Genomic DNA, 23367 nt, shown 5'->3' with positions numbered 1-23367 from the left:
GCGCTACGCTTCGGTCGAGATGACAAACAGTTGATTGCTTAGCCGATGCCCAGCGCCGCACGGCTTCGTGCCGTCACCGCGTCCAGCAGATCGAGCTCCTGGTCAAGCTGCTTGCCGAACGACGGAATAATCTCCGCCAGCTTCTCCCTGGCCTTCTCCGGGCTCATAACGGTAATTCCCTTCTCCACCATGCCCAGCATGATGCTGACCGCCGTAGAGGCCCCTGGAGACGCTCCAAGAAGGGCCGCAATCGAGCCTTCGGCGTCGCGGATGACCTCGGTGCCGAACTCCAGTACGCCGCCCTTGCTCGGGTGCGATTTGATGATCTGCACCCGCTGCCCGGCGATGGCCAGCTCCCAGTCTTCAAGCTTCGCATCCGGCACAAACTTGCGCAGGCTCTTTAGGCGGTCGCCAGGAGATTGCAGCACTTCCTTGATCAGGTACTTCGTCAGGTCCAAGTTATCCAGGCCCGCCTTGATCATCGGGAGGATGTTGCTGGGCCGCACGGACTTGATCATGTCCAGGTAGGAGCCATGCTTCAGGTACTTGGTCGTAAAGCCCGCATACGGCCCGAACAGCAACTCCTTCTTGCCGTTGGTCATGCGCATGTCCAGATGTGGCACGGACATAGGTGGAGCGCCCACGGAAGCCTTGCCGTAGACCTTGGCCGAGTGCTGCGCCACGACCTCCGGATTCGTGCAGCGCAACCACTGTCCGCTGACCGGGAAGCCGCCGTAGCCCTTGCCCTCTTCAATGCCTGCATCCTGCAGCAACGGCAGAGCTCCGCCACCGGCGCCGATGAAGACAAACTTCGCGCAGACGGTGGACTCACGCCCCGTCACCAGGCTCTTCACATTCACATCCCAGCGGCATTCCTTGCTGCGGCGGATGTCAGTGACGCGATGCCGCAGGCACAGGCGGGCCTGCTTCCTGGTCAGCAGATACGCAAACAGCTTGCGGGTCAGCGCGCCAAAGTCGACGTCCGTTCCGTGCTCCACGCGCGTGGCCGCCATTGACCGGCTCATGTCGCGGCCCTTCATCATCAGCGGGACCCACTCGGCGATCTTCGCCTTGTCCTCGGTGTACTCCATCTCTCGGAAGAGTGGGTTCTTGCTGAGAGCTTCATACCGCTTGCGCAGGAAGCTTACGCTCTTGTCCGTCGTCACAAAGCTCATGTGCGGAACGCGCGTGATGAAGTCCTGCGGCTTGTCGAGTTTGCCCTGCTCTACCAGGTAGGTCCAGAACTGCAACGACTCCTGGAACTGCTGGTTGATCTGGACCGCCTTCGCGATGCCCACCGAGCCGTCGGGCTTCTGCGGCGTATAGTTCAGCTCGCAAAAGGCGGCGTGACCGGTGCCCGCGTTGTTCCACGCGTCTGAGCTCTCGGCCGCCACGCGGTCCAGGCTTTCAAAGCACAGAATTGACAGCGAGGGGTCCAACTGGCGCAGCAGCGTACCCAGCGTGGCCGACATGATGCCGGCTCCGATCAACACGATGTCTACCTGCTCGCGAGGAGCAATCTCAACCGTCATTTCACCTTCCCGATATTAAGAAAGGCGCGCCCTGCAATCGCAAGGCGCGCCCCTGTTGCTCGTGCCTGCTTACTTGCTGGCGACCTTGTCCATGTTTTCGATCATGCGGGTGGCGAACTCGCTGGTCTTCACCTTGGTCGCTCCCTGCATCTGGCGCTCGAAGTCGTAGGTCACGTACTTCTGCTTGATGGTCTCTTCCATGGAGTTCTCAATCAGACGGGCCGCCTCGGTCCAGCCGAGGAAGTCGAACATCATCACGCCGGAGAGCATGACGCTGCCCGGATTGATCACGTCCTTGTCCGCGTACTTGGGAGCCGTGCCGTGCGTTGCCTCGAAGACAGCGTAGCCGTCGCCGATGTTCGCGCCCGGAGCGATGCCCAGACCGCCGACCTGCGCCGCTGCCGCATCCGAGATGTAGTCGCCGTTCAGGTTCGTCGTCGCCAGGACCTGGTAGTCGCTGGGACGGATGATGATCTGCTGGAAGATGGAGTCGGCAATACGGTCGTTGATCATGATCTTCGACTTCCACTTGCCATTGCCGTGCGTCTCGCCGATCTCGGCCAGAACCTGCTTCACCTCGGCCACGATGCTGTCGCCGAACTCCTTCGGAGCGAACTCGATGCCCGGCTCAACCAGGGCGGCGTTCTCCTCCGGCGTCAGCTTCGGGTTCGCGTCCAGGTTGCCAAGGATCCAGCTCTCGCGCTCGGTTACCACCTTGTCGCGGTACTCCTGCGTGGCAACTTCGTAGCCCCACTCACGGAAAGCGCCTTCGGTGAACTTCTGGATGTTGCCCTTGTGTACCAGGGTCACCACCGTCAGGCCGTTCTTGATCGCATACTCAATCGCCGACTTCACCAGGCGCTTCGATCCGGTGATCGAGATCGGCTTGATGCCGATACCCGAATCCAGACGGATCTTCTTCTTGCCGCCCTTCAGCATGTCGTCGTTGAGGAACGAGAGCACCTTGGCGGCTTCAGGAGTGCCTTCACGGAACTCGATGCCCGCGTAGATGTCTTCAGTGTTCTCGCGGAAGATGGTGACGTTGCACTTCTCCGGAGCCTTTACCGGGCTGGGCACGCCAGCATAGTACTTTACCGGGCGGACGCAGCTATACAGGTCCATCAGCTGGCGCAGGGCCACATTCAGCGAACGGATGCCGCCGCCAACGGGGGTCGTCAGCGGTCCCTTGATGGAGACGCGGAAGTCCATCGTCGCCTTGACGGTGTCATCCGGCAGCCAGTTGTTGGTCTGGCGATAGCTCTTTTCACCGGCCAGCACCTCAAACCACTTCACTTCACGCTTGCCGCCGTAAGCCTTTTCAACCGCGGCGTCGAACACGCGCTGCGAGGCCTTCCAGATATCGCGGCCCGTACCATCGCCTTCGATGAACGGAATAATTGGCTTGTCGGGCACCGTGTACTTGCCGTCGACGTACTGAATCGCCTCGCCGTCCCTGGGGACCGCAATACCGTTATAGCTCTCTTGCATGATCAGTTTCTCCGGTGAAAAATTTGCACTTCCAAGTTACCACCGCGAAACAGACATATGCAAAATTCGCACACATTGTCCGTTTATCGAACAAGAGATGGAGCAAGCCAACCGCTTCGTACAACGCACGAAATCGCCATCGGCTGATGGCAGATATGGGTTTCCGGGAATGCGTCCGTCGTATTGGAAATAGAAGAGGCAGAACTCATCTGCATTCTCCTTTGCGGGTGTTCTTCCATCGCAAAAGCAAAAGGCCCAGAATATCCGGGCCTTTTGCTTGATGAAATGGGTTTGTCTTAGAACTGGCCCCAGAGGAGCTGGTTGTAGACGTCGTGGTGGAACTGCACTTCGCTGGACTTGACGACGGTGCCCAGCAGGCGCGGGCAGCGGTCGGCCGAGGCCTGCTTCAGGTCGGCGTAGCGGGCCTTCACATCCTCACCCAGCAGCGTGCCGGTCCACTCTGCACCGCGGAAGTTCTCGAGAGCGGTGTAGATGTTGTCCGGCAGGTAACGCTCGGCCTGGCGCAGGTTCTTGATCTTCGAGATCTCGCCGTCGAGGCCGGTCTTGAAGCAGGCGAACAGCACAGCATAGGGGTTCGCATCCGGTCCAACCGAGCGAACCTCAACACGGGCCGACTTCTCGTTGCCGATCGGAATACGAACCATCGATCCACGATCGGTGGCCGAAGCCTTGATCTGGTTCGGGGCTTCGAAGTGCGGATCCAGGCGACGGTAGCTGTTCACGCTGGCATTCAGCAGCAGGCAGATGTCGTTGCCATGCGTCAGGATGCGATCAACGAACTTCCAGGCCATGGGAGAGATCTTCTCCTGTCCCTTCGGATCCCAGAACAGGTTCTTACCGCCCTTGGTGATGGAGATGTTGGTGTGCATGCCGCTGCCATTGACGCCGGTCACAGGCTTCGGCAGGAAGCTCGCCGTCATGCCCATCTGCGTAGCTACCTGGCGACAGATCAGCTTGTAGAGCTGGATCTGGTCAGCAGCCGTAACGGCATCGCCATAGGTGTAGTTGATCTCAAACTGCGAAGGAGCCACTTCCGGATGGTCCTTCTCGTTCTCGAAGCCCATCGCGCGCTGAATCTCGGCGGTGGTGTCAATAAACTCACGCAGCGGGTCGCCCGGCAGCGAGTGGTAATAGCCGCCATGGTTGACGTACTCAAACTTGCCGGTCTGGTGGAAGGTGCGCTCGGCGTCGATACCGTCGAAGAGGAAGCCTTCGATCTCGTTGGCCGCGTTCAGTGTGTAGCCGTTCTTCTGGAACTGCTCCTGCGCATAGGCCTTCAGAACGCCACGCAGGTCGGCAGCGTAGGTGCCGCCGTTCTTGTCGATGACCTCACCGAAGACGATGACCTTACCCGGGCCGAAGACGTCGGCGGGGGTCCAGTAGAAGGCGCTCCAGTCGATGGCCAGACGGAGATCCGACTCACGCTGTGCGGTAAAGCCGCGGATCGACGAACCGTCGAAGGTCAGGTTGTCAAAGCTCTTGACCAGGAACTTCTTGTCGTAGTCCAGCATGTGCAGGCGGCCTTCCAGGTCGCTGAAGACCACGGTGACAGCCTTGATGCGCTTTTCATCGGTCAGATACTTGATCCGCTCTTCCTGGATCACATCCGCCGCGACACGCTTCTTGCGCTGTTCCTTGGCTGCGAGGTTCAGGTCTTCGAGCTCACCATAGCTGAGCTCCAGAAAATCACGGTATTCGCCGGACATACGACTCCTTCTAGTCTCCTGCGCCATCGGCCATTCCAGAGCCGCCGCAGGTAAAGCGTGAATTGTTTTGGGAGAACCCTGCATGGCCGGGCAAAACGCGCCCGTCCAAGCTCCAAACTATCAGAAACGGCGGGGCGGTTCACAGTCCTTTCGTCCGAAATCTGCGAAACTAGAGGGATGGGTGCGTGGAAACGCCGCCCGGCAAAGTACGATTCCCGGCTCCTGCTTGTCAGCCCCCGGAGTGAGAAGGATTTTTTGATGAAGTCGACTCGCACAGCCCTTATCCAGATGTCCTGCTCGGCATCGACCGACGCCAACCTTGAGAAGGCCGCCAACCTCGTCGCAGAAGCCGCCAAAGAAGGCGCAAAGCTCATCTGCCTGCCGGAGCTTTTCCGCGCGCAGTACTTCTGCCAGCGCGAGGACCACGCCCTCTTCTCGATCGCCGAGTCCATTCCCGGCCCCTCGACCGAGCGTCTCAGCGCCGTCGTCCGCGAGCACAAGATAACCCTGGTCGCCTCGCTGTTTGAGCGCCGCGCCCCTGGCCTGTACCACAACACCGCCGCCATCCTGGACCACGCCGCCACCACAAAGGACAACATCCACGGCATCTACCGCAAGATGCACATCCCGGATGACCCCTTGTATTACGAGAAGTTCTACTTCACGCCGGGCGACCTGGGCTTCAAGGCCATGGAGACCTCCGCCGCTCACATCGGCACACTCGTCTGCTGGGACCAGTGGTACCCCGAAGGCGCACGCATCACCGCACTGCAGGGCGCGAACATCCTCTTCTTCCCCACCGCCATCGGCTGGCACCCCAGCGAGAAGGAAGAGTTCGGCACAGCGCAGTACGACGCCTGGCAGACCATCCAGCGCGCCCACGCCATTGCCAACGGCGTCTTTGTCTGTGCGGTCAACCGCGTCGGCCATGAGCAGGGAGATGTGAACGACATCAAGGGACCGGAAGGCGCAGGCCTCGAGTTCTGGGGTGGCAGCTTCATCGCCGATCCCTTCGGCCGCATTATCAAGCAGGCCGCGCACGACGAAGAAGACATCCTGGTAGCCGACCTCGACCCCAAACTCGTCGAAGTCACCCGCCAGCACTGGCCCTTCCTCCGCGACCGCCGCATCGACGCCTACGGCGGCATCACCAGCAGGTTTATCGACTAACAATGCAATCCGTATACCGACTTGTCGATGACAAGAAGAAAATCGAGCAAGTCCAGAAAGCCACTCTGACGACTAAAGAGTTTGGGTTTCAGCAGACGCACGGTCTCTTCGGAAGCCCCGAATGGTGGGGAAACATCGAAACCGGGGCATTACCTCGTATCACGCTCCAAGGCAAGATCACCAACGTCTACATGGGAAGCATGGGAGATTGGCCTATGGTAGATATCCTTGCCCCTAACGGTACGATCTCCAAATGGACTCGCTGGGTTTCCGATCCATCGCTTGACGCTTTGTATGTTGTGGGCTCTCGCATAGAAATCGATTATGTCGTTCAGCAGTTCAAAGAAAACAGCTGGGGTGGCCCAAGAGAAGCAAAACAGGAAATCGAAATTCGTATTGGCCAATAACCGGATACCCCGTCCATGCGCAGCATGGACGGGAATATCGCGCAAAGCGCGATCCCCTGAGAACTGACAACAGAGCACTGAGAACTACACCATGACGACTCCCAGCACCCACCAATACCGCATGCCCGCCGAATGGGCCCCCCACACCTCCACCTGGATCGCCTGGCCCCACAACGCCGAAGACTGGCCGGCCAAGTTCCAGCCCATCCCGTGGGTCTATGCCGAGATCGTCCGCCATCTCTCCCGCGTCGAGGACGTCAACATCCTCGTCAATGACGCCACCGCCGAAAAGCGCGCCACCGGCATCCTGCGCCGCGCCGGAGCCAACCTCGCACGCCTGCACTTCCACCACTGGCGCACCGACCGCGTCTGGCTCCGCGACTCCGGCCCCATCTTTATCAAGAAAATTGCTGACGGCTCTGTCAAGAACCCCGCTGATGAAATCGCCCTCACCAACTGGAAGTTCAACGCCTGGGCCAAGTACGACAACTACCTCAACGACGACCTGATCCCCGGCCACGTTTCGAAGCTCTACGGCATGACCAGCTTTGAGCCCAAGGTAGGCGACCACCGCCTCGTCCTTGAAGGCGGATCCATCGACACCAACGGCGCGGGCATCCTGCTCACGACCGAAGAGTGCCTCCTCTCCGAAGTCCAGCAGCGCAACCCCGGCATCTCCCGCGAACAGCTCGAACAGGCCTTCCACGACTATCTCGGCATCGAGAAGGTCATCTGGCTGAACCGCGGCTGCGCCGGAGACGACACCCACGGCCACGTCGACGACATCTCCCGCTTCGTGGGCGAGAACACCATCGTCACCGCCATCGAGCCCAACACCCACGACGAAAACCACCTGCCACTGGCCGAGAACCTGGAACGCCTGCACGCCGCCCGCAACCTCGCCGGCAAGCCGTTCGAGATTAAGACGCTGCCCATGCCCTCGCCCGTTATCTTTGAGGGCCAGCGCCTCCCGGCCAGCTACGCCAACTTCTACATCGCCAACGGCTTGGTGCTGGTGCCCACGTTCAACGACAAAAATGACCGCATCGCCCTCAACACCCTGGCCGAATGCTTCCCCGACCGCGAGATCGTCGGCATCCACTGCGGCGACTTCATCTGGGGCCTCGGAGCCCTGCATTGCATGACCCAGCAGGAACCGGCATGAGCTGGCACGAATCCATAGCTGCGTATCTTCACGCCAACGCTCAGCCCCAGCACAAGTACGGCCACCAGCCCCGCCTCTACGCGCTCACACAGCAAATCGGCGAAGGCCTCACCTACGACGACGACATCGTCTTCGCTGCCTGCTTCCTGCATGACCTAGGTGTCTTCATCGGCCACCGTCCGGAAGACGAAGCGGCGCTCGCCAAATGGGACCACGTTGCTTACACCTGCGAGAAGTCTCCCTCTATTCTGCGCGAGGCCGGATTCCCCGAAGAGAAGATCCCCGCCGTCCTCGATGTCATCCGCCAGCACCAGCCACACGACGATCCGCAGACCCTCGAAGCCACCCTCGTCCGCGACGCCGACATCCTCGAACAGCTCGGTGCCATCGGCATCACGCGAACCCTCGCCAAACTCGGCTCCGACACGCGCTTCGTCACCTTTACCAACGCACGCGACTCACTGAAGAAGTCCCTCGACAACCTGCCCGCAAAGATCCGCCTTGACCGCACCCGCGAACTCGCCGAGCCCCGCATCCGCACTCTCACCAAGTTCCTGATGCACCTGAACGAAGAAGCCGGCGACAACCTGTACTAGCGCGACCGCCTTTCCACACAACTCACACCTCAGAACTCACAACTTTCTCCTACACTCAACTCAATGACCACCCGTCTCACCCTGCTCCTTACCACAGCACTGCTCACCGGCTGCAACCAACTCCCCACCGCCGCACCGACCAACATCCCCGCGGAGATCCACTACGCCCCCGCCGAAAACCTCGAGCACCTCGACATCGACCTCATCGGCCAAGCGCGCAAGACCATCGACATCGACGCCTACGCGCTCACGGACCTTGCCGTAGCCGACGCACTCGTCTCCGCCGCCAGCCGTGGTGTGAAGATCCGCCTCTACCGTGACAACACGCAGACCGACGGCGAGTTGGCCCGCGCCAACAAGGTGAAAAAGTCCCGCTCCCGCAACGCCAGCGACCAGGAAGATATGGACGACGCCGATGATGCCAACTCCGCTATCCTCCGCCTTGCGAAGACGCCCAACGTGCAGGTACTCGTCAAACACTCCCGCACGCTCATGCACCTGAAGGCCTACTGCGTCGATGGCAAGTTCGTCCGCACCGGCTCGGCCAACTTCTCGCCAACGGGCGAAAAGCGGCAGGACAATGACCTCATCGTCCTGCGCGACCCGGCCAGCATCCAGCGCTTCCAGCAGAACTTCAACACCCTCTGGTCCCGCCCCGACAATGAATCCCTCCCGCAATAGCGGATACCTGGGATACGCTGGAACCATTCCCACATGTTTCACGTATCCCAGGTACCGCAGCAGACCTTATTTCTTTGTCTGGAGACCCACCGATGCTCCGCCAGCTTGCCTTTGTAGCCGCTCTCGCCGTCACCGCCGCAGCACAAACCACCGCCACCAGTGATGCGCCTACCTACACCACAGACGGCAAGCTGAATGTGCCCGCCAACTATCGCGAGTGGATCTACCTGACCAGCGGCATCGACATGACCTACACGCAGCCCACCAGCGCCACCAACGCTCCGCCTGCCCATTCCATTTTTGATAACGTCTTCGTCAATCCCACGGCCTACCGCAGCTTTTTGCAGACCGGTACATGGCCCGACAAGACGACCATGATCCTCGAAGTTCGCACTGCCGAGAACCCGGTCTCCATCAACAAAACCGGCCACACCCAAAGTGCCAACGTACTGCGCACCGAGGTCCACGTGAAGGACAAGAACGAGTGGTCCTTCTACGTTGGGGGCAAACCCGGTGGCAACCCGGCTTCGCTCGTCCCAAAGACCGCGAGCTGCTACACCTGCCACCAGGCCCACGGAGCGGTCGACACCACCTTCACGCAGTTCTACCCCACGCTGTTGCCCATCGCCACCGACAAAAAGACGCTCAGCAAGGAATACCTTGCCGAACAGGCCGAACCGGCAAAGTAGTACAACAGAACCTGTGCCGGATGATCTTGAGTTCATGAACGCAGCCATTGCCGAAGCCCGCCTTGCCGAGCAGGGCGGCGAGGTTCCCATCGGCTGCGTCATCGTCTCCCCGGAAGGCGAGATTATCGCTCGCGGACAGAACCGTGTCCTGCGCGACAGCGATCCCACGGCCCATGCCGAGATCGTCGCCCTTCGTCAGGCCGGTAGCGCGCTCAAGAACTACCGCCTCACCGGCTGCGCGCTCTACGTCACGCTGGAGCCCTGCTCCATGTGCGCCGGCGCCATTCTGCACGCCCGCATCGCGCGTCTGCTCTATGCCGCGCCCGACCCCAAGGCCGGTGCCTGCGGGTCAGTGCTCTCGGTCATGAATCACCCGCAGCTCAATCACCGTGTAGAGGTCCTCCCCGGCCTGCTGGCGGACGAGTGCGGCGAGATGCTGCGTAGCTTCTTCCGGGCCCGCCGCTAACGTTTTCGCTGGCCTGATTTGCTTTTCCTGCTGTCCATCCTGAGCGCAGCGAACGACCCGCTTTTCCCTACCCAAACCCCGGGTGCGCCCCCCTCGCAAAGCCGGGGTGGGTTCGATCATCACCACAGAGCGACCGCTTTTGCCTTTCCTGTCTTCGTCATTCTGAATGGATTTGCTTCTCTTCGCAGAGTGCCCTTCTCCTGAAAGATGGCATCCTACCCTTGCATATGCGTCTCACGAACAAAGTTGCCATCATCACCGGCTCGTCTTCCGGCATTGGTCAGGACATCGCTATCCGCCTCGCCGCAGAAGGTGCAGCCGTCGTCGTCAACTACAGCGGCAATGCCAAGGGTGCGGAGGAGACGAAGACCGTGATCGAGAAGGCCGGAGGCCGCGCGATTGTTGTCCAGGCCGACATCTCTAAGGTTGCCGAGACCCAGCGCCTGGTCGATGCAACTTACGCCCAGCTAGGCTCCTGCGACATCCTGGTCAACAACGCCGGTATGGAAAAAAGCGCCGATTTCTGGGAGGTGACCGAGGAAGACTATGACAAGGTCCTCGACGTCAACCTGAAGGGCGTCTTCTTCGCGACACAGGCCTTTGTGCGACGCCTGCGCGATGAAAAGAGACCCGGCCGCATCATCAATATCTCCTCCGTGCACGAGGACATGGCCTTCCCGCACTTCTCCACCTACTGCGCCAGCAAAGGCGGCGTGCGCATGCTCACGCGCAACCTGGCCGTGGAGCTGGGTCCTCTTGGTATCACCATCAACAACATCGCGCCGGGAGCGATCAGTACGCCGATCAACAAATCTCTTCTTGAAGACAAGCCAAAGCTCAACGCCCTGCTCAAGAACATCCCGCTCAACCGGCTTGGAACGACCGAGGATGTTGCGGCGCTGGCTGCGTTCCTTGCCTCCGACGATGCAGCCTACATCACCGGCAGTACCTACGTGGTGGACGGCGGCCTGATGGTGAACTACCACGAGCAATAATGGCAACGAAAAGGGGACGCCTGAAAGGCGTCCCCACTCACAACAAACAACTCTGAACTGCCTTTCAAGGCATCATGTTCGCGTCACGCATCAGGCGCCACTTGCCGTCCTCGCCCTTGCGGTAGATGCCCATGGTCTTGCCCTTCATCGACACTGGCTCCTTATCGCCCATCGCGAACTTTACCGAAAGCTCTTGCCACAACCAACCGAAGTTCCCTTCCACGCGAACTTCATGGATTTCCGACTGGCATTCGATCTTCACGGTCCCTTTCATACTGCGGTGACCGGCCACAAACTCGGCCTTCGTCATCGGCGGATGCTTCACCGTCAGGAAGAGCATGTCTTCCGTCATCAGATCGGCAAGCTCGTCGATGCGTTCTTCCTGCGTGAAGGTGATCCAGTCGGCAACAACCTGCCGGATTGCCTGTTCGTCAGCGGTCATTTCAGGTCCTTGTCCAAGGCGTCGATCACAATGCTCTTGCTCAGCAGCTCCGGCAGTACATCGGGCTTCGCCGATCCGCCCGCCGGGTAGATCACGTACGTCGGAACTCCACTGCGGCCCACCGCCCGCAGCGCGGCCGTAATGGCAGGATCGTACTTCGTCCAGTCTGCCTTCAGCAAGACCACATTGCCTTTTTTGAAACGCGCCTGCACTTCGTCTGAGTTCAGCGCGACGCGCTCGTTCACCTGGCAGCTCAGGCACCAGGCCGCGGTGTAGTCCACAAACACCGCTTTCCCTTCTGCATGCGCCTGCTGTACAGCCGCCTCGCTCCACGGAGCCCAGCGCGCCTTCTCTTCTTCGGCTGCCTTCTGTCCGGTGAGCGGAATCGCCAACCCGCCCACAATCAGCAGCACCGCAATGGCCACGCCGATCCACTTGCCCTGCCAGCGCTTCAGCGCCCATCCAGCAATGGCAATCAGCAGCAGAGCAACCAGCAGCCGTGCCGAGCGATCCATCGCATCTTCGCCAAACAACCGGCCAAAGACCCATACCAGCCAGATCACGGTGAAGAATAGAAACACCGAGGTGAACTGCTTCAGCGTCTCCATCCACATGCCAGGCTTCGGCAATATCTTCGTCCACGCCGGCTGCAGGCTCAGCACCATGTACGGGGCCGCCAGCCCAAGCGCCACCGCCGTAAAGATGGAGAAGGTCACCCAGGCCGGCTGCGCCAGCGCAAATCCAATTGCCGCACCCATCAGCGGAGCCGTGCACGGAGTGGCCACCACCGTCGCCAGCACACCGGTAAAGAAACTGCCCGTCATGCCCTGCTTCTGCGCCAGGCCGCCGCCCACGCTCGTCAGCGAAAGGCCAAGCTCAAACATGCCAGCCAGCGACAGCCCGAAGAAGAACAGGAAGCCCGCCAGCACCGCCACAAACCCCGGCGACTGCAACTGGAATCCCCAGCCGAGCTGGCTTCCGCCCGCGCGCAGCAGCAGCAGCACCGCGACAATCGCCCAAAAAGAGGCCACAATCCCAGCCGTGTAGGCCAGTCCATGCGCCCGCAGACGCTTCCGCTCCTCGCCCGCGCTCTGCACCAGGGCCAGCGCCTTCAGAAACAGCACCGGGAAGACGCACGGCATCAGGTTCAGCACCACGCCGCCTACAAATGCCAGTCCCAGGAAGCCCAGCAGTGTCGCGTTCGTACTGCCGCCAGCCGCGCCTTCGACCGGGATCGCCTCGGCCACGGCCGTACTGACCGGAGCGCGGAACTCATAACCCCAGCCGTCATCCAGCTTGATCAGTCCATGCAATTCGGCAGGATTCTTCGTCAGTTCCTCGGCCTTGGCAAGGTGCAGCCGTACGCCGCCGGGGAACTCTTCCACGCGCTGTTCAGCCGCGTTCTTGATCTGTTCCTGGTCAAAGGGATAGAACTGCCACACCTCGCCCTTGTCCGGCGTGTGCAGCGTCACAATCAACTCTGCCGGCGTGGCATTGACGGTAACCTTCGATCCCTGCGGCAGCGGAACTGGCAGGCTCTTCAGGGCCGAGCCGATCGCGCCGACAGGCTCCTCCTGCTTCTCATCCGCAGGCTTCGCCGGCAGAACGTTCAGGTCCATCCCCAGGATGGCCTTACCCGGCAGGCAGACCTGCGCGCAGACCAGCCAGTCCACCTTGGCTTCAACATGTGCCTTGCCCGGCTTCAGCTTATCGGCGGTCTTGAAGGTAAAGGGGAAGGTCACACCCTCCTCGTACCCAAAATCCATCAGCGGACCGAGCGGGAGGCGCCCCGGAACCGGAAACTTCAGATCGGTAGCAGTGATGCCGGCGGGCAGTGTCCACTTGGCGTGCGGCGACTCACCGGAGTCTCCGGCGTTCAGCCAGTAGACGTGCCATCCTTCTTCCAGCGTGAAGACCAGTCCGGCGTTGAACTCGCCGTTCGGGTAAACATAGGGACGCTGGGCCACCAGTTCCACAGTCAGATGCTGCGCCTTCAACGGCCCGGGGGTCTTACCATCGCCCACGGGCTCAATCTGCGCGTATCCAGACGCGCACACTACCGCCCACAGAACGAGGAACCGGCTGAGCCATTTCATAGTCATTTCTATTGTAGGACTGTTTCTCCGCCTGGAAGTTACATACCGCGGCGATGCTCCACCATCAGGCAGTGGTCCATCACCACCCGTATTCCGCCCTGCTCGGCCTTCTGCGCCGCGTCCAGATTCACGATGCCCTGCTGTACCCACAGATTCTCCAATCCCAGCGCCAGCATCTCGTCCACGATGGCTGGAATCGCATTGGGTAGCCGGAAGACATCCACCAGTTCGGGCTTGCCTTCAGCGGCTACCAGCTCCGTCAGGCTGGGATAGCTTTTCTCTCCCAGCACCGTCTCAAGCGTTGGATTCACCGGGAGGACTCGACACCCTGCCTGCTGCAGGTAGCGCGAGACATAATTGCTCGGCTTGGCCGGGTTGTCGCTCACGCCAATGACGGCAACCTTCTTCGCCGACAGCATGGCACGCAATACTTCGGGCTCGTTCATCTGCAACCCCTTCCTACTTCCAGATTCCAAGCAATCGCCGCAATAACACCAGCTCGCCCACGTGATACGCGTCATGGTCAGCAATCAGCAAGACCTCGCGCAGCAGGTTCTGCCCACTGCCCCAGGGAAACGGCGTATGCAGGTCGCCGGTCTCCACCAGCTTACGGAACTTCGCCATATCCGCTTCAATCGCGGCAATCGACTCATCCCACGCCGTCTCCGTCGGAGGCTCTTTCTCCGCCGGCCAGTAGCCTGCTGGCCAATCCAGTTCCTGGTAATGGCCGTCAGCATTGTCGCTGAAGTCCAGAATGTCGCGCTGCGTAATCCGCAGATGTTCCAGCAACTGCCAGGCAGAGTACGGCAGCCCCTCAGGGACCACACCACGCCTGTCCACAGGAAAGGCCGCTACCGCGTCATCAAAAGTCGCATGCGCCTGCCCGCCCTTCAGCAGCGCCTGAAGCTGTTTTCGAAGATCCTGATCCGCATTCACAGTCGTCATGGTGAGATTTGGATGCTTCAGAAGAGCTCCCGTTGCTCTTCTGGAACGATTTTGCCGTTTTGCCCCGTCCTGGCGTAGCGCAGTGGAGGCATCCACTTTTGCTTTTCCTGTCCTCTGTCATCCTGCAAGGATCTGATTTTCAGTGATCTCATCAGGACGCGGCTTTAGCCGTGCCGAGATCGTCCCCAGGAAACAGAAACGCCGGCCTCGATGGCCGGCGTCCCCCCAATACCCTGCACTTTGCTACAAATCGTCATCATCCTCAATCGGCAGCGGAGTTCCGCCCTCACGCCGCATCTTCAGGTACCCGCGAATGAATAGCTCCAGGTCTCCATCCAGCACATCGTCCACGGCGCCAGTCTCCACGCGCGTACGAAGGTCCTTGGCAATGCGATAGGGCTGCAGCACGTAATTGCGAATCTGCGAACCGAAGTTGATGTCCAGCTTCGAGTCTTCCAGCTTCTTCGCCGTCGCCCGCTTCTTTTCAAGCTCAAACTCGTACAGGCGAGACCGCAGCATCTTCATCGCCTTCTCTTTGTTCTTATGCTGCGACCGTTCGTTCTGACAGCCGGCAACGATTCCCGTCGGAAGGTGGGTGATGCGCACGGCCGAGTCCGTTGTATTGACGTGCTGACCGCCCTTTCCGCCGGAGCGGTAGGTGTCAATGCGAAGCTCATCCGGTTTGATGTCGATCACAATTGAGTCATCGATCTCCGGAGAAACGAAGACGCTGGCAAACGAGGTATGCCGGCGTTTGGCCGAATCGAACGGAGAAATACGCACCAGGCGATGCACGCCGGTTTCGCCGCTCAGCAGACCAAAGGCGTACTCGCCGGTGATGGTGAAGGTGGCCGACTTGATGCCCGCCTCGTCGCCATCCTGAATTTCGTTGATCTCGGTCTTGAAGCCCTCACGCTCGGCCCAGCGCAGGTACATGCGCATCAGCATCTCGGCCCAGTCCTGGCTTTCAGTGCCGCCAGCGCCGGGGTGAACGGTAACAATGGCGTTCAGCGGATCGGTCTCACCGCCCAGCAGCGTCTTGGTTTCCAGCTTCTCGGCAAAGGTGGTCAGATCATCGATTTCGCGCTTCAGGTCGGCCAGCAAGGATTCTTCCTCGCCGCCTTCCTTGGCAAGTTCGAAGTAGGCTTCAATGTCGCCGGCGCGCCGCGCCAATGCTTCATCGTCGGCCAACAGACCTTCCAGCCGTTTCCGCTCCCGCATCAACGGCTGCGACTTGGCAGCATCGGCCCACACCGACGGATCCGCTACTTTTTCTTCAATGTCAGAGAGTTCGCGCCGCAGACGAGCAGCGTCAAAGATACTCCCGCAGGTCGCGTACCTTCTCACGCACCGGGGAGTAAGCAAATTCCAGATCAGCAAGCATAGCTATATTCTACGTCGCCACCCGTCCGGGTGCTCCATCCATGCGAAGCATGGTTGGGAATCGCACTACAGCGCGACCCGCGTTCCATGAACCGGGGACCCTGCAACGTCAGGTAAAGTCAGGATGCCACCTGCTGCTTATTCACTCCCCACAGCAATACCCCAATCACCAGCAGCGAACACCCATACGCAAAAACATCGCCGTACTTCGTATAGAAGGTCAACTGATCGGAGTAACCGAACCCAACGGCAATCGCCGTGCGGATATGCCGCTCCGCATGCTGGCGAAGGTTTCCATCCGGGTCGATGGCGCCGGTCATACCGTTATTTGTATCGCGCAGCACCCAACGATGGTTTTCGATCGCCCGCATCCGCGCCATGTTCAGATGTTGCCACGGGGCGCTGGTGTCGCCATACCAGCCGTCGTTCGAGATATTCACCAGGACATCCGCTCCGTTCTTCACAAACTGGCGAACCTCGTCGGCGAAGATCGACTCGTAACAGATGAAGATGCCGTACCCATGCCCGTCCGGCCGAAAGACCGTGCGCAGGTGGCCACGGTCGGATTCACCCACTTCCGCGACCAGTCCACCGGCGAACTGAAAGATGGACGCAAACGGCAGGTACTCACCGAACGGGACCAGGTGAATCTTGTCGTAGCGTCCGCGATAGCTTCCGTCCGCTGCAAACAGAGCCGCGGAGTTATAGGCCTTGTAGCCTCGCGGAGGCAGACCGTCGACCTCGACACCTTCCGAGCCAATAATCGCGGCGCTATGCGTGGCGCTGGCCAGCGCCGCAATGGCCTGCAGGAAGTTCTTGTCGCTGGTCGCAAACGGCGCGGGCGATTCCGGCCACAGGATGATCTTTGAACCGGCGGAACTCCCCTGCTGGCTCAAAGGCACAAGCTCCTGCAACAGGCTGGCTGCACCATAGCGTTGCGATTCGGAGAGATTCGGCTGCACGAGAGTTGCTACTTCGTGCGTGGCCACCGGCGTATTGCGGAACATCCCCGCAACCTGGATGACTGCCGCAACCCCCAACACACCCACCGCAATCCGCCACTTCTTCTCCATCCATGCCCAGGCCAGCGCCACGTTCACCGCAACCAGGACAAAGCTGATGGCATAGACCCCTCCCCATGGAGCAAGCGAAGTCAACACGGCATTATCCACCTGTGCGATTCCAAGCTGGTCCCACGGAAAGCTGGTGATGCGAGCACGGGCCAGTTCCACCGCAACCCATACGAATGGAGACGCCAAAAGTGTGTTTTCAGGGCTCAAAAAGCGTCTTAAAACACCCAGCAGTGCACCGAAAAGTGCGTGATAAAGCCCCAAGTAGAGCGCAAACAGGAGCAGAATGCCAAAGCCTGCCGGCTTGCTCATGCCGCCGTAGAGATACATCGTCGGCATAACCCAGTAACAGCTTCCCAGGTACCAAAGAATGCCGCAGGCGTAACCCGCCAGCGCGAAATCGCGCACCCTCAATGGCTTGCCACCAAGCAGGGCCACCAGCAGAGGCGCCAGGGCCACCCAGCTAAGCGCGGCGCGCCAGACTGGCACCGGCCCGGCAATGGGAAAGAGGAGCACCTGCAAAACCCCTGAGGCCAACACCAGCGCCCAAACCCGTCCCGGAACTCCCCGCATGTATCCTCCGCTTGGCAAAGTCTACCAACCGCACAGGCGTACAATAATGCTTGTGTTAGACCTGTTCATTCGCGGACTCTCGCATGTGCTGGTGCCGATGTTCTTCTTTGGACTGGTCGGCTCCGCCTTCGTCGTCGTCATCAGTACCGCCCATGATGTGCTGGAAGTGTTCACACCGGACGAGGAACATGCCGACTCCGATCTGTAGGCGCTACCGTAGCACCCATTGACCTTGCCCAACCACAGGTCTAGACTCTTCGATGGGCGTCAGTTTCGCTGAGTGACGGATCGGAAAGTCCTCGAAAGACGCAACCATAAAGATGGCCTCTAAACCCACGGTCACCGCTCCGCAATCGAATCGAGTCAGGCTCGTTGTAGCCTCCTCGGTTATGCTCACCTTTATCTCCTTCTGGCGAGCAGCCGCCATCGTTCTTAACGACCTTGGCTCGTCTGCCTTCTATGCGGGAGGTATATCGGAAGAAGCAGTCGGCAAATCCGCGCCCTGGCTCATCATCGGCGTAATGCTGTTCTCCTACTCCGTACGCTCGGTCTACGTCGAAAGCTGTTCGATGTTTACCCGCGGGGGCGTCTACCGCATCGTCAAAGAAGCCCTTGGCGGAACCTTCGCCAAGGTTTCAGTCTCCGCCCTGATGTTCGATTACGTGCTGACGGGACCGATCTCAGGTGTCTCCGCCGGCCAGTACATCGTGGGCATGATGAACGACCTGGCCAAGCTCTGCGTAGAGCAGTATCACTGGCCCACGTGGGCAGCTCCGCAGCTGGACGTCAACTACGCCTCTGCCGCGTTTGCCGTCGCCATCACCATCTACTTCTGGTGGCAGAACATCAAAGGTATTGAAGAGTCCAGCGAAAAGGCCCTGACGATTATGAAGGTCACCACCGTGATGGTGATTATTCTGCTCACCTGGGGTACCTTCACAGCCTTCCATCGCGGCGCTCATCTCCCCCCCTTCCCGACGCCTGCGAATCTTCACTTTTCCGACTCCGCGCTGGGCTTCCTGAAGGGCACCAATTTCGCAAAATCCCTTGGCCTGTTTGGCGTGCTGATGGCCTTTGGGCACTCGGTTCTGGCCATGTCGGGTGAGGAATCTCTGGCGCAGGTCAACCGCGAGATTGAACATCCGAAGCTGAAGAACCTGAAGCGTGCCGCGATGGTGATCGCGGTCTACAGCCTGCTGTTTACCGGGCTGGGTTCTCTACTGGCCGTAATGATCATTCCGGATGAGGTGCGCGTCTCTGTCTATCGCGACAACCTGATTGCCGGTATGGCCATGCACATGGTCGGCCCAGAGCTCCTGCGGATCGGATTCCGCGTCTTCGTCGTTCTTGTCGGCTTCCTGATTCTTGGCGGCGCGGTCAACACTGCAATTGTCGGCTCCACGGGCGTGCTGATGCGCGTTGCCGAGGACGGCGTACTGACTGACTGGTTCCGCAAGCCGCACAAGACCTTCGGTACCAGCTACCGCATCGTCAACCTGGTTACGATCATGCAGCTGCTGGTCATCGTTGTGACGCGCGGCGATGTCATCCTGATTGGCGAGGCGTACGCTTTCGGCGTTATCTGGTCGTTCACCTTCAACGCCCTGGCCATGCTGCTGCTACGCTACCGCTTCCGCGGTGAGCGTGGCGCCAAGGTGCCGCTGAACCTGCGTATCGGCCGCACAGAGATTCCGGTAGGCCTGGCGAGCGTCTTCTGCGTGCTCCTGACAACTGCCATCGTGAACCTGTTCACGAAGTCGATTGCTACGGTCTCCGGCATTATCTTCGCGGTTGCCTTCTTCATCATCTTTTCGCTCTCGGAACGCGATAACAAGCGCCGCCATGCCCTGGCGGAACGCCAGATGAAGGAACACTTCCAGCTTGAGCACTCAGACGATATTGGCGCCAAGGAACTGAACATCCGTCCCGGCTGCGTGCTGGTGACCATGCGCGATGCGGCCAATCCGTACGCTCTGAAGTGGGCACTGTCCCGCACCGATACCGACGAGCAGGACGTTGTAGTACTTGCAGCCCGCATGATGGGCGTAGGCGGCCCGGAGTATGTGGACGCCAGCGAGCAGCTCTTCTCAGAGCATGAGCAGATGCTGTTCACCAAGGCTGTATCGGTTGCGGAAGGCTTCGGCAAACATATCTCCCTGCTGGTGGTTCCCGCAGGTGATATCTTCGCGGCGATTGTAAAAACCGCGACCTCTCTGGAAGCTGCGGCTGTAGTTTCCGGACTTTCCACGAAACTTACCGCGCAGGAACAGGCGTATCACGTAGGTCAGGCCTGGGAGGCGCTGCCGGAACCGAAGCGTCAATTCACTTTCTATATCGTTCCGCAGCAAGGTGAGGCAACCAGCTTCCACATCGGACCGCACGCTCCCACAATTCCTGCAGAGGATGTGCAACTGGTCCACAGGCTATGGCTCAATCTTCGCCGCAGCCCCAATATGCATCACCTGCACCACAGCGACATCATGACCTATGCGCTGACGAAGCTTGCGGACGACTACTCAAAAGACCGCGATGCCGTGCTCACCGGGCTGCAGGACTGTATTGCGCATACGCAGCATCACCAGTCGCTTGGGTCGGCTGCGCGCTACGATTCGATGGAAGATGCGGGGCCTGGATTGTCTCTTCAGTCTCCTAAACCGACACCTGCGGTAACGACTAAGTAATTGAAATATCGAAGAAAGATTTGCAGCGAAGTTATCCGCCGGGTATCTTTAGGGATGTAGTCCTAGTTGTTTCCGCGGATTCCTGCATTTCTGAGTTACTCGGCATCCCCAGCCGCGGATATATTCATCGGAGGAAAATTCGTGGAAGTTTCTCGCATCATCGCTGAAATTGACGCCCAGATCTCGAAGCTGCAACAGGCTCGGGCTCTGCTTGCCGGAGCGGCAGCCGTAGGCGTGCGCCGTCCCGGTCGCCCGAAGGGTTCAACCACTACCGCATCGGCCCCCGCCTCGCGCAAGCGCGCCAAACGCGTTCTTTCTCCTGAAGCACGCAAGAGAATTGCAGATGCGCAGAAGCGCCGCTGGGCGGCTCACCGCAAAGAAGGTAAGTAAATAGAAAAGCCCCGGAGAGATCCGGGGCTTTTCTATTTAAGCCAGAATATTTCCCTGACAACTGGCTAAGAAGATGGCTGCCCGATCTTCAATTCCAGCACCTCAATATTTTTTTCAGTAAAAGCGGCGCGCAGTTTATCGGGGCGTCCTTTGAGAGCCGGGAAGGTGCCGTAGTGAATGGGCACCACAGCCTTGACGCCGATCCAATCCGCAGCGATTGCGGCATGCTCGGGACCCATGGTGTAGAAACCTCCGATCGGCAGAACCGCAATATCGGGAGCAAATAAATCCCCGATAAGTTTCATATCACTAAAAAGTGATGTATCTCCCGCGAAATAAATCGTCGGCCCACCCTCGGGTCGCACGATCAGCCCCGTAGGTGGGCCGGCGTATACGGGCAGTCCATCGACGACGTAACTGGAAGAGTGCCGTGCTTCGACCATGGAGATTTCGAGGTCGGCAACCTTTACGGTTCCACCAAGATTCATGGCGATGAGTTTGTCGCTCTTGAGCCCCTGGTTGACGAGGATATCTCCCAGTTCCACCATGCACAGCACTGTGGGGTCATACTGCGCGGCTACCGGCAAGGAGGAGCCGGTATGGTCTGTGTGCCCATGCGTCAGCAGCATGACATCGACTTTGTCGAAGCTCTTTTTATCCACGGGGTAGGACGGATTTCCTTCAATCCATGGATCAATCAGAACGGACGTGCCAGCGGCCGTCTGCAGGTGCATGGTCGCGTGACCAAGCCATGTCAATTTCACTCCGCTAAGAATGCTCATCGGATGCCTTTCTTTATTTGAGAGATCGTTCGATCCCATGCTGTTTCAGATGCCGGACTATCGCGTAATGACAACTTCGCGCAGATTATCCTTGGCCAGAAAGAATTTATAGGAGCTGAAGCTCTCAAACATCCGCTCAACCTGGCGATTCGTCCATACCTGCAGCAGCTTCTGATTGGAAACACGCTGCATGTTGATCATTTCGCTTTCAGTCAGGTGGTAGCGATGCAGAGCATTGTCTGTCTCTTCTTTCTTGGTATGAAAGAGAGCCAGCACAAGGCCGCCGGGATTCATTACCTCGTGCAGCCGGGCGATGACGGCTTTCAGGAGAGCCTCCGGGAGATAGTCGGCGACATCCCATAGAAGCACGATATCGAAGGTCCGGTCGCCAAAGTTGAAGTCTTCGGCAATGAAACGATCCACATCAAAGCGTTCCGCTTCGTTCTCGGTTGCCGGCAGCATCCACTCTGGCCTGTTGGCATCCTCGGCAAGGTCAGCCATGTACACGCCGTGTCCAAGCCCGGTGAGGAAGTTGATATTGCCGGGAGAGGTTGAGCCGATGTCCAACACACGCAGCCCCTCGTGCGCCTTCAGGTGCTTGAGCACATGGGTCCAGCCACTGGAATGGCGCGTAACTGTCCCACGCGGGCCGTTAGCCTGTTCGCTTCCACCAAAGAAACTACGCAACACGATGCTGATCCCACCCTGGGTTGATTACTGGTGTTGAAATAACGAAGACTCATCCGGCGCCGGAGCGCTCTCTTCCACAGCCTTCTCTTCGGGGCCGCGCAGATCGACATTGCCGCGCAGAACAGCGCCCTCTTCCACGGCCAGCCTGACTGCCACGATATCGCCGGAGACGAGAGACTTGTCGCGCAGTTCCACACGGCCGCTGGAGCGCAGATTGCCTTCCTGTGTGCCCAGAATGACAATATCCGGAGCCTGCACATCGGCCTTGATTTGGGCATTGGGCCCGATGGTCAGTTTGCCGGCAGAGAGCGAGACCGTGCCCTCAATGGAACCATCGACATACAGATCTTCGCTCCCACTGACTTCTCCGCGAATCACCAGCGAACGGCCGATCTGCGTAACAGAACCTGTAAGGCTCATATCCGGATCCCTCTCCTCTGCAATATGCAAGGCTTTGCCCGAAGTCTATCTGACGCGCTGCTGTACAGCAAACCACAAACTTTCCTGATAAGCTGAGCGTCTATTCGAAGGTGCGCGCTCTCCTCATTTCATTGATCGCTGCCACGGCCCTGCCAGTTTCTGCGCAGACAGCTGACCTTGCTCAGCCGGCGCGCAACTGGGTGGTTGCTGCCGTTAAAGCCGAACTTCCGATCGTCAACCGTGACAACCTGAATCTCCGGTATCTTTCACGCCGCGTTAATGAACATGGCGACCTGGTACGGGACACCATTGAAGCCAAAGAAGGCTCTGTGGCCCGGCTGGTGCGCAAAGAAGGCCGTGCGCTGACACAGGAAGAGGATGACGCCGAGCGTGCTCGCCTGGAGAGCACGCTGAAGGACGCCTCGGGTTTTCTGAAGCACCACAAACGCGATCGCTCCAACGTCAGCCTGACCACGGAGCTGGTCAACGTAATGCCGGACGCGATGCTCTGGAGCTATGTTCCGGGCCAGCCACAACTGGAAGGACGCACGGAAAAACAGGTGGTGATGGACTATCGCCCGAATCCTGCGTTTCATCCCTCGGGCATGGCGCAGGCCGCCCTGGGATCTCTGGAAGGCCGTGTATGGGTCGACGCGCAGAGCCATCACGTTCTCCGCATGGAAGGGCACCTGTTTCGCGATGCCAACCTTGGCTGGGGACTGATTGCAAAGGTCTACTCCGGCGGCAACCTAGCGCTGGAGCAACGAGACTTTGGCAATGGGCTATGGAGCTACAGCCGGCTCACCATGGACATTACCGTCCGCGAGGTGCTGGTGCACACCGTGAAGGTGAAGTCACTGTTTGAAGCGACCAGCGTGCAGCAGATGCCCTCTACGCTCTCCTGGCAGGACGCCATCCGGCTGCTGCTGAACACACCGCTGCCAAAGTAGCGCGTTAAAGACGAAACCCCACCCTTCCG

24 protein-coding genes are annotated in these 23367 nt (G+C 59.5%); 12 read left to right on the top strand and 12 right to left on the bottom strand.

Annotated features, from left to right (window positions below; translation table 11 throughout):
• Positions 1–38 precede the first annotated feature (38 nt).
• The 3 genes from mqo to OHL13_RS03070 all read right to left on the bottom strand — a co-directional run bounded on the left by mqo (position 39) and on the right by OHL13_RS03070 (position 4747).
• Positions 39–1532 (bottom strand): malate dehydrogenase (quinone), encoded by a 1494-nt coding sequence (mqo, locus tag OHL13_RS03080; protein ID WP_263408643.1) that lies wholly within the window; start codon positions 1530–1532, stop codon positions 39–41.
• A 69-nt stretch (positions 1533–1601) separates the two neighbouring features.
• A complete protein-coding gene (locus OHL13_RS03075; protein WP_263408642.1) occupies positions 1602–3020 on the bottom strand; it encodes an NADP-dependent isocitrate dehydrogenase in 1419 nt (472 codons plus the stop codon).
• Between the two features lie 296 nt (positions 3021–3316).
• Positions 3317–4747: a glutamine synthetase family protein gene (locus OHL13_RS03070; protein WP_263408641.1), complete on the bottom strand. Its 1431-nt coding sequence runs from the start codon at positions 4745–4747 to the stop codon at positions 3317–3319.
• Positions 4748–5005: 258 nt separating this feature from the next.
• Here OHL13_RS03070 and OHL13_RS03065 point away from each other — a divergent pair, with 258 nt between their 5' ends.
• From OHL13_RS03065 to OHL13_RS03030, 8 genes are all read left to right on the top strand, one after another.
• Positions 5006–5917 carry a carbon-nitrogen hydrolase gene (locus OHL13_RS03065; protein WP_263408640.1) on the top strand — a complete coding sequence of 304 codons (912 nt, stop codon included), beginning with the start codon at positions 5006–5008 and terminating at the stop codon, positions 5915–5917.
• 2 nt (positions 5918–5919) lie between these two features.
• Complete coding sequence (locus tag OHL13_RS03060) at positions 5920–6324, top strand: hypothetical protein (RefSeq protein ID WP_263408639.1); 405 nt, start codon at positions 5920–5922, stop codon at positions 6322–6324.
• 91 nt (positions 6325–6415) lie between these two features.
• On the top strand, positions 6416–7489 hold the full coding sequence (locus tag OHL13_RS03055; protein ID WP_263408638.1) for an agmatine deiminase family protein: 1074 nt from the start codon (positions 6416–6418) through the stop codon (positions 7487–7489).
• The gene (locus tag OHL13_RS03050) at positions 7486–8085 is read left to right on the top strand and encodes an HD domain-containing protein (RefSeq protein ID WP_263408637.1); all 600 of its coding nucleotides are present in this window, start codon (positions 7486–7488) and stop codon (positions 8083–8085) included. The genes OHL13_RS03055 and OHL13_RS03050 overlap by 4 nt, the downstream gene beginning before the upstream one ends.
• A 63-nt stretch (positions 8086–8148) precedes the next feature.
• Positions 8149–8766, top strand: coding sequence for a phospholipase D-like domain-containing protein (locus tag OHL13_RS03045; protein WP_263408636.1), 618 nt, complete (start codon positions 8149–8151; stop codon positions 8764–8766).
• Between the two features lie 92 nt (positions 8767–8858).
• Entirely contained in the window at positions 8859–9455 is a 597-nt protein-coding gene (locus OHL13_RS03040) for a cytochrome P460 family protein (RefSeq protein WP_263408635.1), read from the top strand.
• Positions 9456–9468: 13 nt separating this feature from the next.
• Complete coding sequence (gene tadA / locus OHL13_RS03035; RefSeq protein ID WP_263408634.1) at positions 9469–9921, top strand: tRNA adenosine(34) deaminase TadA; 453 nt, start codon at positions 9469–9471, stop codon at positions 9919–9921.
• 227 nt (positions 9922–10148) lie between these two features.
• Complete coding sequence (locus OHL13_RS03030; protein WP_263409113.1) at positions 10149–10916, top strand: SDR family NAD(P)-dependent oxidoreductase; 768 nt, start codon at positions 10149–10151, stop codon at positions 10914–10916.
• A 64-nt stretch (positions 10917–10980) separates the two neighbouring features.
• Here the strand turns inward: OHL13_RS03030 and OHL13_RS03025 are convergent, their stop codons facing one another.
• The 6 genes from OHL13_RS03025 to lnt all read right to left on the bottom strand — a co-directional run bounded on the left by OHL13_RS03025 (position 10981) and on the right by lnt (position 17425).
• Positions 10981–11358: a YybH family protein gene (locus tag OHL13_RS03025; protein ID WP_263408633.1), complete on the bottom strand. Its 378-nt coding sequence runs from the start codon at positions 11356–11358 to the stop codon at positions 10981–10983.
• On the bottom strand, positions 11355–13454 hold the full coding sequence (locus tag OHL13_RS03020) for a protein-disulfide reductase DsbD family protein (protein WP_263408632.1): 2100 nt from the start codon (positions 13452–13454) through the stop codon (positions 11355–11357). The genes OHL13_RS03025 and OHL13_RS03020 overlap by 4 nt, the downstream gene beginning before the upstream one ends.
• Before the next feature lie 38 nt (positions 13455–13492).
• On the bottom strand, positions 13493–13900 hold the full coding sequence (locus OHL13_RS03015; protein ID WP_263408631.1) for a CoA-binding protein: 408 nt from the start codon (positions 13898–13900) through the stop codon (positions 13493–13495).
• A 13-nt stretch (positions 13901–13913) separates the two neighbouring features.
• The gene (locus OHL13_RS03010) at positions 13914–14399 is read right to left on the bottom strand and encodes a DinB family protein (RefSeq protein WP_263408630.1); all 486 of its coding nucleotides are present in this window, start codon (positions 14397–14399) and stop codon (positions 13914–13916) included.
• Between the two features lie 243 nt (positions 14400–14642).
• A protein-coding gene (prfB, locus tag OHL13_RS03005; protein WP_263408629.1) for a peptide chain release factor 2 occupies positions 14643–15783 on the bottom strand; the annotation gives its coding sequence in 2 pieces (ribosomal slippage) (positions 14643–15713 and positions 15715–15783; 1140 coding nt in all).
• Positions 15784–15901: 118 nt separating this feature from the next.
• Positions 15902–17425: an apolipoprotein N-acyltransferase gene (gene lnt, locus OHL13_RS03000; RefSeq protein ID WP_263408628.1), complete on the bottom strand. Its 1524-nt coding sequence runs from the start codon at positions 17423–17425 to the stop codon at positions 15902–15904.
• A 46-nt stretch (positions 17426–17471) separates the two neighbouring features.
• Between lnt and OHL13_RS02995 the strand changes: the two genes are divergently transcribed.
• From OHL13_RS02995 to OHL13_RS02985, 3 genes are all read left to right on the top strand, one after another.
• Entirely contained in the window at positions 17472–17633 is a 162-nt protein-coding gene (locus tag OHL13_RS02995; protein ID WP_263408627.1) for a hypothetical protein, read from the top strand.
• A gap of 112 nt (positions 17634–17745) precedes the next feature.
• Positions 17746–20106 (top strand): APC family permease, encoded by a 2361-nt coding sequence (locus OHL13_RS02990; RefSeq protein WP_263408626.1) that lies wholly within the window; start codon positions 17746–17748, stop codon positions 20104–20106.
• 141 nt (positions 20107–20247) lie between these two features.
• Complete coding sequence (locus tag OHL13_RS02985) at positions 20248–20496, top strand: hypothetical protein (RefSeq protein WP_263408625.1); 249 nt, start codon at positions 20248–20250, stop codon at positions 20494–20496.
• Between the two features lie 65 nt (positions 20497–20561).
• Here the strand turns inward: OHL13_RS02985 and OHL13_RS02980 are convergent, their stop codons facing one another.
• Genes OHL13_RS02980 through OHL13_RS02970 form a run of 3 tightly spaced genes read right to left on the bottom strand, consistent with a single transcriptional unit; the run spans position 20562 to position 22388 of the window.
• Positions 20562–21317, bottom strand: a complete 756-nt coding sequence (locus OHL13_RS02980; protein WP_263408624.1) for a metal-dependent hydrolase — start codon at positions 21315–21317, stop codon at positions 20562–20564.
• An 18-nt stretch (positions 21318–21335) separates the two neighbouring features.
• Complete coding sequence (locus tag OHL13_RS02975; RefSeq protein ID WP_263408623.1) at positions 21336–21968, bottom strand: class I SAM-dependent methyltransferase; 633 nt, start codon at positions 21966–21968, stop codon at positions 21336–21338.
• Positions 21969–21992: 24 nt separating this feature from the next.
• On the bottom strand, positions 21993–22388 hold the full coding sequence (locus OHL13_RS02970; protein WP_263408622.1) for a bactofilin family protein: 396 nt from the start codon (positions 22386–22388) through the stop codon (positions 21993–21995).
• A gap of 110 nt (positions 22389–22498) precedes the next feature.
• On the opposite strand from OHL13_RS02970, the gene OHL13_RS02965 reads away from it, so the two are divergent.
• Positions 22499–23338: a hypothetical protein gene (locus OHL13_RS02965; RefSeq protein WP_263408621.1), complete on the top strand. Its 840-nt coding sequence runs from the start codon at positions 22499–22501 to the stop codon at positions 23336–23338.
• Positions 23339–23367 lie beyond the last annotated feature (29 nt).

Origin of the sequence: Terriglobus tenax, from assembly GCF_025685395.1 — a bacterium.
GTDB classification, from domain to species: Bacteria; Acidobacteriota; Terriglobia; order Terriglobales; family Acidobacteriaceae; genus Terriglobus; species Terriglobus tenax.
Note: the sequence above shows the minus strand (reverse complement) of the source record. Positions and strands in the feature narration are given on the sequence as shown.

What these genes read in the sequence shown, in the direction of transcription:
- OHL13_RS02990 (WP_263408626.1), top strand. Translation starts at nt 17,746, where the DNA reads ATGGCCTCTAAACCCACGGTCACCGCTCCGCAATCGAATCGAGTCAGG.
- OHL13_RS03015 (WP_263408631.1), bottom strand. Translation starts at nt 13,900, where the DNA reads ATGAACGAGCCCGAAGTATTGCGTGCCATGCTGTCGGCGAAGAAGGTT.
- OHL13_RS03060 (WP_263408639.1), top strand. Translation starts at nt 5,920, where the DNA reads ATGCAATCCGTATACCGACTTGTCGATGACAAGAAGAAAATCGAGCAA.
- OHL13_RS02980 (WP_263408624.1), bottom strand. Translation starts at nt 21,317, where the DNA reads ATGGGATCGAACGATCTCTCAAATAAAGAAAGGCATCCGATGAGCATT.
- mqo (WP_263408643.1), bottom strand. Translation starts at nt 1,532, where the DNA reads ATGACGGTTGAGATTGCTCCTCGCGAGCAGGTAGACATCGTGTTGATC.
- OHL13_RS02970 (WP_263408622.1), bottom strand. Translation starts at nt 22,388, where the DNA reads ATGAGCCTTACAGGTTCTGTTACGCAGATCGGCCGTTCGCTGGTGATT.
- OHL13_RS03040 (WP_263408635.1), top strand. Translation starts at nt 8,859, where the DNA reads ATGCTCCGCCAGCTTGCCTTTGTAGCCGCTCTCGCCGTCACCGCCGCA.
- OHL13_RS03020 (WP_263408632.1), bottom strand. Translation starts at nt 13,454, where the DNA reads ATGAAATGGCTCAGCCGGTTCCTCGTTCTGTGGGCGGTAGTGTGCGCG.
- OHL13_RS03030 (WP_263409113.1), top strand. Translation starts at nt 10,149, where the DNA reads ATGCGTCTCACGAACAAAGTTGCCATCATCACCGGCTCGTCTTCCGGC.
- OHL13_RS03045 (WP_263408636.1), top strand. Translation starts at nt 8,149, where the DNA reads ATGACCACCCGTCTCACCCTGCTCCTTACCACAGCACTGCTCACCGGC.
- OHL13_RS03070 (WP_263408641.1), bottom strand. Translation starts at nt 4,747, where the DNA reads ATGTCCGGCGAATACCGTGATTTTCTGGAGCTCAGCTATGGTGAGCTC.
- OHL13_RS02995 (WP_263408627.1), top strand. Translation starts at nt 17,472, where the DNA reads ATGCTTGTGTTAGACCTGTTCATTCGCGGACTCTCGCATGTGCTGGTG.
- OHL13_RS03065 (WP_263408640.1), top strand. Translation starts at nt 5,006, where the DNA reads ATGAAGTCGACTCGCACAGCCCTTATCCAGATGTCCTGCTCGGCATCG.
- OHL13_RS03025 (WP_263408633.1), bottom strand. Translation starts at nt 11,358, where the DNA reads ATGACCGCTGACGAACAGGCAATCCGGCAGGTTGTTGCCGACTGGATC.
- OHL13_RS03010 (WP_263408630.1), bottom strand. Translation starts at nt 14,399, where the DNA reads ATGACGACTGTGAATGCGGATCAGGATCTTCGAAAACAGCTTCAGGCG.
- OHL13_RS03055 (WP_263408638.1), top strand. Translation starts at nt 6,416, where the DNA reads ATGACGACTCCCAGCACCCACCAATACCGCATGCCCGCCGAATGGGCC.
- OHL13_RS03075 (WP_263408642.1), bottom strand. Translation starts at nt 3,020, where the DNA reads ATGCAAGAGAGCTATAACGGTATTGCGGTCCCCAGGGACGGCGAGGCG.
- OHL13_RS03050 (WP_263408637.1), top strand. Translation starts at nt 7,486, where the DNA reads ATGAGCTGGCACGAATCCATAGCTGCGTATCTTCACGCCAACGCTCAG.
- lnt (WP_263408628.1), bottom strand. Translation starts at nt 17,425, where the DNA reads ATGCGGGGAGTTCCGGGACGGGTTTGGGCGCTGGTGTTGGCCTCAGGG.